Below are 13,367 nucleotides of genomic sequence, written 5' to 3'. Positions count from 1 at the left end.
TAAACAAATAAAAGCAGACATTTTTAAGGGCTGGTTCTGCAAGAAATAAACCAATTACTGACCTAATTCGACCAACAGGCAATAATACCTACATGCAGTATATTTTTTGAAAAAAACGATTGAAAAGCAGAAGATAAAAATAAGAGCTTTATACTTAGTAAAGTGCTCTTTTTTTAGATAGAATAGGATCTGAATTTAGTAATTATCATCGTATAAGTACGCTAACCTCATAAATCATTTAATTTTATAGGTTTTTAGCAATGATTCGAACCTATGTATTCAAATAGTTTTATATTAGTAATTTAAGTTAAGTTTCAATATAATTGCACCGATTCTGCACCCAGATTAAAATAAATTATTTCAATATTTATATAGCATTTTTGGACACGACTCCATTTTTGTGGCTGCTTGTAAATTAAAGCCACTAAGCTATGCTATCTTAGTTTTTCGAAAATAAAATACTTAGAAAAATTTTTAAAAAATCTTACTTAAGAACAAAATAGCCATGAGGTGATTTTTCAATCTTTAAATTGTGACGAAATTTTGGATGGTAGATAGCAAAGATGTTAGAAAGGAAATAGTCATTTATTAAAATTAACCGAATATGTTCTTCAAATAACAATCATTACTCTCATTAACTGCTTAATTTTTAGTGTATTTTAGAAGAATTGAAGAATATTTTTTTAAATTTGGCGCAACTACTTAGTTTATAAGTTCTTTTTACACTCTGCAATAATTTTCCATTAGAGGACATTTTCCCGTATCTATTTTGGAGTATTTTTCTATGTAAAAATTTGTACCTTATTTGTACCTCGCCATTGCTAACTCCTTATTAAATAAGGATTGCTAATTTCTGCATCGGCAAATAGAAGGAGCAAAGAAACGCAAAGAAAAAATAAATGAAATAGTTAAAATACTGGTAATTAACATTTTGAATGTTTTTTTTGTTCAATTGTTTTTTGGAATATTTGATGATGTTTGGTTCAATTTTTAGGGTAACTGATTTATCTGTAATTTATATGGAAGATGCGACAGGATCGTGTGAAGTCCTAGCGATAAAATCAACCCAATAAGTAAAATTTTTAAGACTGATATGATTAGAAAATTCAAATATTATTTCAGGCATTCAATTTTAGTGAATTGGAGTTAAAGTGTTTTTTTATTTTTCTTGGTGCGGGAATAATTTTTTTGTTTAAAGAATCAAACCATTCTAGTTCTTTTATCACTTCTGCACAGCACTGATTTTTTGAATTAAAAAAATAGCTTTTAATATTTATTTTATCCTCGATATTACAGTATTTTATTCTAACAAAAAAATGCTCTGTGAACATTAGTTTCCTATGAAAGATTAGTTCGTGATTTCCTTCCTGTAAGCCTAAATGCATATAATTAAGCTTCTCTTTGGAAAAACCGTTATCAAACAAAAAATGATATAACAATCGCATAGTGTATGAAATGTATGCGGTATCTTCCATTACCATATAATCATTTACATCTTCGCCGGTAACAACATAATTTTTACATATCATTTTAATGTGATTTAAGTTTAAAAAAGAGACCGGCGCAATCAGTTTACCGGCCTCCAGAACATTAGTCACGTTTAATACTCTTTCAAATCTGAATAAATCGGATTCTTTAAGAAGATTATTTAATTAATAAAAAATTGTAATTGATCTTTATTTTGTCAGCAATTTTCTTTCTGACAAGACTTGGTATTTCAATATCAAAATCTTCAGGTTTTGCCTCAAATGTACCAATGGCATTAAGACCATTTTGAGCCTTTGAAATTTTTACAATCACTGAGACTGGTTTTGTTTTTCCGTGAATAGTAAGATCTCCTTTTAAAGTGAAATTTTTAGGCGAACTTGTAATTTTTGAACTATCAAAATCTTCAATTTTACCTTTGAAAGTGGCTTTTGGAAATTTTTCAGATTCCATATAATTTTCATTAAAGTGCTCTTCCATCAGCGCCACTTTGAATCGAAAACCTTTTATAAGAACCAAACTGGCAAAATCTCCCGTTGTCTGATCCAGAACAGCCGACACTGATTTGTTTTCTGCGGCAACTTCTTCGTAAGATGGCATAGATGCCTGAAATTTTATATTGCCTGTTTTTGTAATTAGTTTTTGCGCAGTTCCCTGAGTATTTGCTGCTATAATAAGCAATAGCGCTAAAAAAATAATATATGATTTTTTCATAAAAATTAGTTTTCTTTTAGGCCATCAGTATTCCATTTTACAATTAGGTCAATATTACCTTGAGCCATTCTGCCACCTTGTGGCATAAGACCTTGCTGACCGTTTTGAAGCTGGATTCGACCTAATAGGCCAGCGTTTTCTACTGCAGCTTTTACCTGTGCAAAAGTTGTCAGAGGTCTGAAAGCGGCAGATCTTCCGCTTGAGTGGCAGCTTATGCAGTTGGCATCAATAATAGATTTCACATCTTTATTGTAGGTAACAGCAGTTGTTGGATTTGTGGGATCCGTCGGATTTGTAGGGTTCGTTGGACTTGTCGGTGTTTCGATATCCTGAATGGTATCAGAATCACTGCAGCTTGCCAATACAGCCAGCAAAATTGTAAGTACGATTGTTTTTTTCATGATTTATCGTTTTTAATTGTTAGAATACTCTGTATAAGTTAAAACCAAAGAAGAAATCTCCTTTACCCCAATCGCCAGAAGCATTGGTAAGGTACCCGCTCTCACTCATAGATTGTGAATTGGTAAAAATTAATTGAAATACGTGTCCGCCAGTTTCTATATCAAGTCCCACAGACAATGGATTTTTATAAAAGTCCGGTTTGTCAAAATTGTGCATGTATTCTAAATTTACAGACAATCTCTTCGTGATTTTATAGCGTCCGCCACCTCCGAAAGAGAACTGATTATCTCTTTCTATATCAGGATTGTAAAGGTTTTTGTGTATAAAAGATGGCACTAATTCTAATGAGAATTTTTCACTTATTTTTCTGGATATTAGAAGCTGCTGCACATACGTCATTCGATGTTTAAATTCCAAGCCCGGATATTGGTCTTTTTCTAAAAAAGTATTGATGTCTGCGACACTATATCCAACAATGTCAAGAGGAAAATTATCGTTTTGTCTTGCCATTCGATACTTTAATCCGATTTCATACATTTTGTTTAAAGTATGTCTGGAAAGGCTCGCTGACAACCAATCTGTAATGCCATAAATTCCTCCTAGTTTTGTGGTAGCATTATCAAGGCCGAAAAAACTGTCAAAGCCATCTTTTACAGTGCCAAAACGATGTGAAACCACAAAATAAAATTCTTTTTTGGCCGGCATTTTTGTGGTCTGCAACGTTACCAGCTGTAAAGCTTTAAAGGTTGCTGTAGAATAGCTTTCATCTACCTGAGTAGAATCAATGCTCTTTAGTAAATCATCCTGAGAATAGGCCAGTGTTGCTAAAAACAGGCAGAACGGAACTAGAATTTTCTTCATAAATTAATTATTATTTGTTTGGTTTATTTAACACTGCACTGATCTATTTTGACTTCAAGAAATAGTTCGTCATATCCAATGCATTTGCCTTTAATCGTAGTTTTTTTATCCATCATTTTTGTGTGTAATTTTTCTTTGAAGAGACAGAAAACCGTATTTTCCATTACAATTGCAGAGTCGGTTTCTTTGGTTGCTTTGCCCGTTATTTCTATAGTTTTGTTGAGGTATAACGAATCTGCTTTTTTAGGATCTGCGGTATAATCTTCGATAAGTTTTTTGGCCGTTATCCTAAAATATGGTGTTTCTGATGCTATATTGCGAGCTTCTTTAAAAATGACTCCGTAATAAAAGTAGATGCCGGCTGAAATTATTACCAGCACTATTGAAGTTGCAATTATTGTTTTTCTTCTATTCATATTCTGTTTTGTTTTTTGATGCTTAATAATCGGCCAGCGAGTTTTTTGTTTCATAGCTTTCTTCCCGCATTTTTTTTCGATGCTGAATGCTAAAATCTCGTAATGATTTAATGATAGGTTTTAGTGATGAACTGTAATCTGTTAATTGATATTCGGTTTTGGCGTGGCTTTGATCATCTGTTTTCTTTTTAACAAATCCGTTTAGTTCCATTTCTTTCAGCTCATGGGCCAAAACTTTGGAAGCAATTTTGTGCACTTCTTTTTGAATTTCAGAAAATCGTTTGTTGCCTTCCATAAGTGCCAGCAATATTGGAATTCTCCATTTTCCGCTGATCATGTAAATGGCGTCCATAATGGATGCAATTTCAGATTTGCATTTTGATGCAAATCTGACCTGCTGTATATAAGATGTGGCGTTTTTTGGTGTATTCATGCTTTAAAACTGTATCAAATCAAATGATGATTCTATAGTGAAACAGCTTTGGTGCAGATTACCCTACCAAAAAATTGCGATTTTTTGAAAAAAAATAAAAATGAAGAATGCGAGTTTTAAAAACTCTTGCAGAAAAGATGTTAAAATGAAACCCTAAAGCTCAGATTTGGTGTTCTTTGCAACGAAAAAGTGTCCACTTCTTCAATAGAATTGGTCAAAGAATTAATTCTGTAATATTCGCTAGTTTCATTTCTTCTGTTTAGGATATTTAGGATAGAGATTCCTATTTTGTATTGAATTCCGTGTGCGGTTTCCCATTTGTAAGTTGAGGAAAGATTAACCTGCGAAAATATGTGCAGATTACTGTTATTTGGCCTATTATAAACCAGTACAGGATCAGAAAGATCAATTTGGGATAAGTCTGGAGATGTTTTGGGTCTTCCAGAAGACCATTTTGTTCCTAAAGCAATTTTGAAATTGTTTTTCTCATAAATTCCTGCCCATGATAAAGTATGGGTCAGTTCAAAGTTATTGGGAAAACGTTGATATTCATAATCAGGAAAATCATAATTGTTTTCATTGTATGTATAACTTAACCACGTAAGAAAGTGATTTATTTTTTTTTGGATCAGCATTTCTGTTCCCCATATTTCATAATCGCCAGTAGTTCTGACAAATTCCAGCTGATTTTGAAAACCTTGACTAGAGGTTGTTATTCCTGTTACTTTTTTGTAAAAGTTTTCGATATCCAGAAGCCAGTTGTTTTTTAGGTAGAATAGGTTTAATGAAAGCTGTTTGCTTCTTTGTATCGGAATTGTGCCATTATTCGAAACAATCCAGCGTCTTTTTTCGATGCCAAAATAATCTTTCTGCAGATCAATAATCTGTTGGGAGTTTTGGCTTTTTAGCTCGCCAAGTAATTCTAAAGTCACACTTTTGCTAATTCCGTAACCCAATTGAATTCTTGGCTCTGCAATATATTTTTTAAATTTTTCAATATAATTAAGACGCATTCCGCCTTTTAAATAAACTCGGGAGACGGTATCGTTATATTTTCCTTCAAAAATTAAAGCATGAGTTCTTAAAACATCTTTTACTTTGCGATAGAAATCGGGATTGGTTACCTGCTCTAAATTAGTGATGCCAATTTCATTAAATTGATACCCGTCACTAAAGCTAAATTTAGAGTTTAGAATATGATTGTTTTCCAAATTAGCTCCATTGTTGTTTACTGTATTTTCCTGAACTACTCTTTGGTTTTCGTAAGTTGTATATTGATTGGCTAAAAGTTCGTACGAAGAGTTGTAAACATTGATTTTTGTGGTATTGAAGTTATTCCAGTTTCTTTTCCATGACAAATTTGCACCATAATTCTGCTGGCGTAAAATATTGTTTTGTGATTTGTTTATATTATATGAAGTGGCACTTTTGTTGACTTCCAGATTGTCTTTTATGGTTATTAAATCAAGTACTAATTGATCTTTGATTCCTATTTTCTGCGCATATTTTATTGTAGCGTCATAAAAGCCAAATTTTTTATCGCTTTTATAATTGAGATTTTGGCTCTGCGAAAAATCTGTTATTGTAGTATTTTGAAATACTTTGTTGAAATATTCTCTATAAGTAGGAGTTTCTACAAAATCAGTGATCGATTTACGCGCCGAAATTTCGATATAACTTTTTTTTGAAAGATTATACTTGGCGTAAACATCAGCATTAATCATGTTGATTCCGGCGCTGAATGAATTTTTTTCTGCTTTTTCGGGAGTAGAAGAAATGTCAACTACACTTGAAACGCTTTCTCCATAAAAAGCAGAACTTCCGTTTTTGTAGATCGAAATTGTATGTGCAAGATTTGGATTGAAAACCGATATTAAACCAAAAAAATGTCCCGTTTGAAACATTCGTATTCCATTCCACAAAAATAAATTCTGATCATGCGTACCGCCACGAACATTGATGCTTGAGACACTTTCATCGAGACTGTTTACACCAGGAATCTGCTGCATGGTCTGCAAGGCGTCGGCTTCAATAAGTCCGGGAAGAATACCAAATTTTTTAGGTTTAATTTCAAGAGATCCGTCAGTTTTCTTTGAAATGCCAGAAGCCAGAATAGCATTAGTTTTAATTTCATGCAATTCTGTAATTTCAGGCTCCAGTAGGATTTGAATGCAATCTTTGGTATTTGTATTTCCTGCCGTAATTCTCTTTGATGCAAAACCGACATGGCTGATTACAAAAGTATTTCTGTTTTCTTCATTAAACTCAAAATAACCTTCTGAATCAGTAGTAAAGTGGTTTTTATTATTTAAAATGATATTGGCATTCTCAATAGGTTTTTTATCTATCGAAGATAAAACATAACCGCAAACCATTTTTGATACAGTATCTATTTTATAGATATTGATGAATTTATTTCCTATATTTTCAAAAGATAAATTGGTTTTTTTTCTTAGATATTCCAGTTTTTGTTCTAATGAAAGCGATTTCTTGGGAGGATTGAATTCTAGTCCTTCAATATTATCTTCGGTATAATTAAAACTAACGGCATGCTGTGCTTCAATATCAATTATTATTTTTTTAAAAGGCATGACTTTTCCTTTATCCTGAGCAAAAAGATTCAGGACAATAAAGAAGAGAAAAAACAAAAAATGAAATTGTTTGGGGCGGAACATTTATTTTTCGTCAAAAATTATTTTGTTGTTCGAAACTTTTCTCGCTTCTAAATGATACGTTGTACTGATAATCTGCAAAGCTGTATTTAGATCTTTTGCGGGTAATTTTCCTGTAAACAGTGAAATAGTGTCTTTGGTATTTAAATCGATCTTAATATTATATTGCCTTTCAACTTCATCTAAAAGGGTTCTTATGTTTTCTTTATAAAAACATATCTGGTCATTCATCCATTCTGGCTGTAATGAACTTACAGTCATTTTTATCTGTTTTCCATTTTCAAAACGAACGCTTTGTCCGTGGGTTAATAGAATTTCAGTTTTACCATAATTTACTTTTACACGGCCTTCGTAACACACCACGTCAAACCTGTTTTTTCTGGCTTTAACGTTAAATTGCGTTCCTATAACCGTTACTTTTCCAAGACGTGTCTGCACTTCAAATTTTCTTCCTTTTGCAACTTTAAAATAAGCTTCTCCTTTAAGTTCCAAATGCCTGTTGCTGTCCCAATTCCATTTTTTATAGTTTATTTCAGAACCTGAGTTTAAAACCACTTCAGAATTATCGGGTAATGAGAAAGCGGTCTTTTTTCCAAAATCAGCAGTTTCTGTTTGAGGGATGAAAACTTTCATGGCAAACGTAATTCCAAGAGCAAGAACAAATATAGCTACAGCTCTAGGTACCCATTTTTTGTAAAGCGGAACTACTTTTGGTGCTGCTTTTTTCTGGCTTAAAATGTTAGACAGCATACTATTTTCATCGAAATCACCAGCATCCAGGTGAGCGGTATATTTTTTAATTTTTTGATATTTTTCAAAATCGGGACTTGCCTCAAAAGCAGCTAATTCATCTGGAGATAAATCGTCGTTGAGCCATTTTGCTAATAAGCGATTTTTTTTCATTTTATCGTATTATTTAATTAAAACAATTAGAACTAAATTTACCCTACTTTTTATAAATCAATTTCTTTGCGCAAGCTTACCAATGCCAAATGAATGCGTTTTTCAACTGCTTTTACGCTTATTTTTAGCTCAACGGCAATTTCGCTGTATTTTTTTCCGTCAACTCTATGCATCAAAAAAGCAGTGCGCTGTTTTTCGTTTAAGTTTTCGATTGCTTTTAATAGTTTTGCCTGAAATTGCTTTTCTTCCAAGAGATATTCCGGACTTTCATTTGTCTTGTCCAAACCAGTAAAGTTTTTTTCAAAGTTCAAAACCACTTTTTGGTGTGCAATCTGGTTGAGACTGCTGTTGTTAGCAATGGTGTAAATGTATGATTTTGCTTTTTCTAAAGGGACAGAAGCACAATTTTGCCAAAGCTTAACAAATGCTTCCTGAGTTATATCTTCTGCTTGTTCTGCATTTCCAAATTTGTAAAATAGAAAATTTCGAAGAGCTTTTACATGACTCTTGAAGAAAGACGAAAAAATGATTTCATCACAAGTATTAGATTGGTTTTGATCTGGCATTTAGAGTTTCAATTTTTTCAGCGTAAAAGTATTTGTTTTTAATTTAAGTAGGGTAAAAGTAAAGATGATTGTTTTATAGAAGAATAAAATGCTATTGGTTTTTGATAATTTAGTATAGAATAAGATTATCAAACTTTGTCTTAGTTTATTAAAAAACAGTTTCTTTTAAAATTTATTACCTTTGTAAAAACATAAATATGTTCCTTTTGAAAAAATATTTATCAATTGCAGTTTTCTTATTCTTGCTGTTTTCCTGTCAAAGTGAAACAGAGGAGGAAAACAATAATTCGCAGGGAACAATTACTAGTGTTTCTCCGCTTACGACTTATCTGCAAAGGGTTGCGATGGTTAAAACCGTACAAGATAATATGATTGACGGATCAAGTTATTGCACCATAAAACTCCCATATACGGTTACGGTAAACAATGAGAAGATTGCAGTAAATACTACTGCCGATTATCAAAAAGTTTTGGATAATATCAACGCCAGCAATTATGATAATGATATTGTAAAAATAGATTTTCCTGTAACGATGGTGTATTATAATTACATCGAAAAATTGATTCCAAATCAGGCAGATTTCGATTCTTTAATTGATTATTGGAATCTCTATCCGGATCTTTTATCCAAAATCAACGGATTAAACATCAGCTATCCCATAACAATTAATATCTATAACAGCATAAGCCAGACAGCAAGTTCTCAATCTATAATAAGTGATCAGGCTTTTTTTAATTTCATTAAAAATTTGAATGAAAGCCAATATATTTCTTTAAAATATCCTATTGCAATTACGGATTATAATAATCAGATAAAATCGATTTCAAATAATCTGGAGTTTGAAAATGCCATAAAATTTGCTATAGACTATTGTCCTGAAAATAACCTCGTGCCATTAGATTTTGCAACAGCCATCACAAAAGGTTCTTGGGAAATACCCTATTTTTATGATGGCACTGTTAAGACTTCAAATTACAGCGATTATTCATTTGTATTTAAAGCGGATAAATCTGTAGTTGCCAGCAAAGCAGGAATTTCAGAAACTGGACAGTGGGAAAGTTCAGTCCAAAATGGGATTACAACAGTAAATATAAGTTTTGCTACTGGCCTGCTTTCTAAATTAAATTTCAACTGGAAGCTGTTTGAATTTAATAATTCTCAGATACGATTGCGAGATGCGGGCACAACAACTAATTATCTTTACTTTCAGAAAAGGTATTAACGACTTTTTCTAATTCTTAATCATCATAAGTCTGAATTAGGTTACAATTCTATAGATCGGTATTTTTTCAATAGCATTGAAACAAATCAATAGGTGTTTTTTTTATTCCGATGTTTGAGAATTTAAAAAAAATCAGGATTGATGAAACATCGATTCCGTCTTTAAAAACTAAAATAGTTATAATTGGGATTATCATAAATACAATAAGCTCGGACATAAGTCCAAGCCATAAATGTAAAAGCCCATTTTTTATTGATATAAATGGGCTGTAAAAAGTATCTTCAAATGTGATCGACGCTTTTAAAAAGAGTAGCCTAAAGTCAAAAGCCAGTTCGAAGGTGCACCGGGGAACAGACGGATATAATCGTATCCTCCAACCCAGTAGGTTTTGTTTAGGATATTATTGGCATTCAGCTGGATTTTGAATTTGTTGATATTGTAGTAAAAGGCAGCATTGAATAACGTATATCCGGGAAGAGTTTCTGTAGTGGTTTGGCTCATGGTGCGTGTTGTTGCAAAATTAGACCCCATTGCGATTCCAAAATCTTTTAAAGCGCCATTTGTAAAATTGTAGCGAGTCCAGATATTACCCTGTTGTCGCGGCGTATTTGGTTTTTGTCTTCCAATTTCAACTTCAATTGGACTTTCAGTAATAAAAGCTTCATTATAACTGTAAGCGGCAGAAATACTCCAATTGCGGGTGATATTTCCATTCAGATCAATTTCGATCCCTTTGGATTCCTCCTCACCAATAGATCTCATTAAATCTGGATTCGACGGATCGTTTGCAGGATACAATGTGTTTTTCTGCTGTATTTTGAATAAAGCAACTGTCACAAAAAGTTTTTCGTTAAACCAAGACGATTTTCCTCCAAATTCAACCATATTACTTTCTAACGGATTAAATGGCCCTCCTGCATTTGGATTTGCGAGCGTAGATGCTGTTTGAGGATTATAACCCTGAACATAAGTTCCGTATAAGTTAATATTTGGATTAAGGGTATAAGTAAGACCAAAACGTGGTAAAAACGAATGCTGTTTTACTTTTGTTTCTGTGGCTTTTTTGTAATTTACTTTATCTGAATATTCATCGTAACGAATACCAATTAAAGCCTGAAAAGCGCCAAATTTAATATGGTCTTGAATATAAATTCCATATAATGAATAATAGGTTGGGTCAACCTGACGGGCCACATAAAAATATTTGCTCATGTCTTTTAACTGCTGCGATGCAAACGGATTGCTCAAATCAAAATGAGCTACGTTTGGCACAGGATTTCCTTTGGAATCCAGCAAATAATTGGATTTATTTGCAGGGTTATAAGTGGCAATAAAGCCATTGTTGGCAGCATTTCGGTAACCGCTTGCAGTTAATTGCGAGCCGCCAGAAGGAACCTCTTCCTGAGCATAATCAAAACCTGCAATTAAATTATGGCCTAAAACACCTGTTTTAGCCTGATATTTAAAGAAAGTAGAAAGATTATCGATATAACGCTTGCGTTTACGTTGAAAAACCTGCATTTCAATTGCAGTTGGAATTGTAGACCCGTCTCCGGCAGAAGCATATTTATTGGCACCGCGATGCTCTAAAAGATCTTCATTATACCCCGTTCTGATATAAGATCCTGAAAAGGATAAGCGATCTGAAAACTGGTGATTTAAAGAAGTTGTAACGATATAGGTTTCCTCTTTTAAATAATCGTTTGTTGAGTTTAACGAATTTGAAATTTTTGTAGAATAAAGACTATTTTCATAAGTAGATTGTCCACGGTCCAGATTTCCATTCGAACTACTGTAAATTAAATCAAAATTTACGCTTGTTTTATCATTCGGAAGAAATGAAAGGGAAGGGGCTACAACAATATTCTTGTCATATTGCAGATCCCTGAATGAATTGGCATTTTCGTAACCCAGATTCAAACGGTACAAAAGCGATTTATCTTCGGTCAAAGGTCCGGTAAAATCCGCTAAAGCTCTTAAGGTATTAAAGCTTCCAGTAGAAAAACTCACACTGTTGGCAGCCTGATCTAATGGCTTTTTCGTCACACGATTTAGAACTCCTCCAGGAGAAGCATTTCCAAATAAAGCAGATGATGGTCCTTTTAAGACTTCAACACGTTCCAGATAATTGGCCAGAGGCTGTTTCCAGAATCCTGTAGATGTTCGCATACCATTCAACAATTGGGTATTACTTCCCCCGTTTATTCTAAAACCTCGAATCGAAATATCATCATAAAAAGTAAACTGGCTTACACCGCTGAAATTTTTCACCACTTCGCCTACGCGAATAGCTCCCTGATCGGCTATTAATTCCTTTGTAGCATAGGAAACGGCCTGAGGTAAATCTTTTAGGGCGATTTCTGTTTTGGCCCCAATAAAGGATTTGGTATTTCGGTAGGATTTCTCTTTTCGTCCTGTAATTTCCACTGTCTGCAGCGTATTGACGTTTTCTTGTAAAGTAATCGTTATATCAAGGTTTTCATTTTCATGCAGTTCAACTTTTTTTTCTTGAGTTGCAAATCCCATTGCAGAGAAATATACGATATAGTTTCCAGCGGCAATAGTTGTGAATTCAAAATTTCCCTTGTCATCGGAAACGGTATTCTTTTTAAGGCTTTTTATGGATACAGAGGCATAAGAGACGGCTTCGTTGTTTTCGGAAACGATTTTTCCTGTAATTCTGGCATTTTGTGCAAGACCGATATTTAAAAAGGCAAGCAGCAGTAAGGAGAAAGTTGACTTCATGGCGGTTATTTATTTTTGGGTGCAAATCTATAATTATTTAGACTAAATACAAATAGTTTTCAAAAATAGATTTGTACCACCACATTTGCAAAAGCGTTTTTTTAATATTCATAGCATTTGAAATAAGCGGGAATAATTGGATTGAATCTCTTATTGAAGTTTCAACTGTTTGAATTTCAGTTTAAAATAATTTGTGATTCAAAATTCGGAACAGCCGATAGAAATGTTTGAGTCTTGTAAAGAAATTTAGTTGGAACTAAAAATAAAGCTGTCATGCTTTCGATTTTGATGACATTTTTAATTATTCAAAACCTAAAAAAGCGTTTTAACTTTTATTTTAAGAAAAGATGGAAATGATACAAAAGTTAGTTGGCTTTCCTACATTTCTTTTAGATTGTAGATTGTTTTGATTTTGGCCGGCGATTGTCGTCGGGTGGTGGATATTAAAGAAAAAAGGAATTAAACAAAGTATGTCCAGAAAAGGGAATTGTCTTGATAATGCGAAAATTGAAAACTTCTTTGGGATATTAAAATCAGAGTTGTTTTATCTTAAAAAATACACTTCTATTAATCAATTGAAACAAGAGATTATCGACTATATAAGATATTATAATAGTGAAAGAATCAAACTTAATTTAAAAGGAATGAGCCCGATACAATATCGAGCTCATTATTATAAAACTTAATTATTAATTTGTCTAAACTTTTGGGTGCAGTCTAAAATAGAGACTCTCTTTTATTTTTTCATCCTGTCACTTTTTATCCTGAATTTGTCCTTCAACAATATCAATCACTGATTTATATTTTTTTGTTTGATTCGTCTATTCATTGCTGGATTTCAAATTTTCCGTCGTGTGTTCTGCCTTCATCAGATACAATGGCATTTTCAGAAAAACATTCGGCATAGACAATGCAATCAAAGTTGTTTTATGCATTAATCAAAACTG

Annotated in this window: 11 protein-coding genes and 1 pseudogene; 2 read left to right on the top strand and 10 right to left on the bottom strand. The window is 32.9% G+C overall.

Translation table 11 applies throughout. The features are described from left to right. Window positions 1-1,118: 1,118 nt before the first annotated feature. The 9 genes from BM289_RS24845 to BM289_RS24805 form a co-directional block, all read right to left on the bottom strand. A complete protein-coding gene (locus BM289_RS24845; protein WP_091499278.1) occupies window positions 1,119-1,529 on the bottom strand; it encodes a thioesterase family protein in 411 nt (136 codons plus the stop codon). A gap of 115 nt (window positions 1,530-1,644) precedes the next feature. Further along, on the bottom strand, window positions 1,645-2,199 hold the full coding sequence (locus tag BM289_RS24840) for a YceI family protein (protein WP_091499200.1): 555 nt from the start codon (window positions 2,197-2,199) through the stop codon (window positions 1,645-1,647). Between the two features lie 5 nt (window positions 2,200-2,204). Beyond that, complete coding sequence (locus BM289_RS24835; protein WP_091499199.1) at window positions 2,205-2,600, bottom strand: hypothetical protein; 396 nt, start codon at window positions 2,598-2,600, stop codon at window positions 2,205-2,207. Between the two features lie 19 nt (window positions 2,601-2,619). Beyond that, window positions 2,620-3,462, bottom strand: a complete 843-nt coding sequence (locus BM289_RS24830) for a DUF5777 family beta-barrel protein (RefSeq protein ID WP_091499198.1) — start codon at window positions 3,460-3,462, stop codon at window positions 2,620-2,622. Between the two features lie 23 nt (window positions 3,463-3,485). Beyond that, window positions 3,486-3,932: an OB-fold putative lipoprotein gene (locus BM289_RS24825; protein WP_244165454.1), complete on the bottom strand. Its 447-nt coding sequence runs from the start codon at window positions 3,930-3,932 to the stop codon at window positions 3,486-3,488. Continuing rightward, complete coding sequence (locus tag BM289_RS24820) at window positions 3,901-4,311, bottom strand: winged helix-turn-helix transcriptional regulator (protein ID WP_091499189.1); 411 nt, start codon at window positions 4,309-4,311, stop codon at window positions 3,901-3,903. The genes BM289_RS24825 and BM289_RS24820 overlap by 32 nt, the downstream gene beginning before the upstream one ends. A gap of 140 nt (window positions 4,312-4,451) precedes the next feature. Then, window positions 4,452-6,902 (bottom strand): TonB-dependent receptor, encoded by a 2,451-nt coding sequence (locus BM289_RS24815; RefSeq protein WP_244165453.1) that lies wholly within the window; start codon window positions 6,900-6,902, stop codon window positions 4,452-4,454. Window positions 6,903-6,986: 84 nt separating this feature from the next. Beyond that, entirely contained in the window at window positions 6,987-7,886 is a 900-nt protein-coding gene (locus tag BM289_RS24810) for a FecR family protein (RefSeq protein WP_091499183.1), read from the bottom strand. A gap of 50 nt (window positions 7,887-7,936) precedes the next feature. Next, window positions 7,937-8,452: an RNA polymerase sigma factor gene (locus tag BM289_RS24805; protein WP_091499180.1), complete on the bottom strand. Its 516-nt coding sequence runs from the start codon at window positions 8,450-8,452 to the stop codon at window positions 7,937-7,939. A gap of 197 nt (window positions 8,453-8,649) precedes the next feature. Between BM289_RS24805 and BM289_RS24800 the strand changes: the two genes are divergently transcribed. Then, window positions 8,650-9,675, top strand: a complete 1,026-nt coding sequence (locus BM289_RS24800) for a hypothetical protein (protein WP_091499167.1) — start codon at window positions 8,650-8,652, stop codon at window positions 9,673-9,675. 300 nt (window positions 9,676-9,975) lie between these two features. Here BM289_RS24800 and BM289_RS24795 read toward each other — a convergent pair whose 3' ends face one another. Then, window positions 9,976-12,420: a TonB-dependent receptor gene (locus BM289_RS24795; protein WP_091499162.1), complete on the bottom strand. Its 2,445-nt coding sequence runs from the start codon at window positions 12,418-12,420 to the stop codon at window positions 9,976-9,978. Window positions 12,421-12,863: 443 nt separating this feature from the next. Here BM289_RS24795 and BM289_RS24790 point away from each other — a divergent pair. Continuing rightward, window positions 12,864-13,106, top strand: a pseudogene (locus BM289_RS24790) (transposase); the annotation flags it as partial. Between the last annotated feature and the right edge of the window lie 261 nt (window positions 13,107-13,367).

This window comes from Flavobacterium phragmitis (assembly GCF_900112575.1).
Lineage (GTDB): Bacteria > Bacteroidota > Bacteroidia > Flavobacteriales > Flavobacteriaceae > Flavobacterium > Flavobacterium phragmitis.
This window is presented reverse-complemented; position numbering and strand designations above follow the sequence as displayed.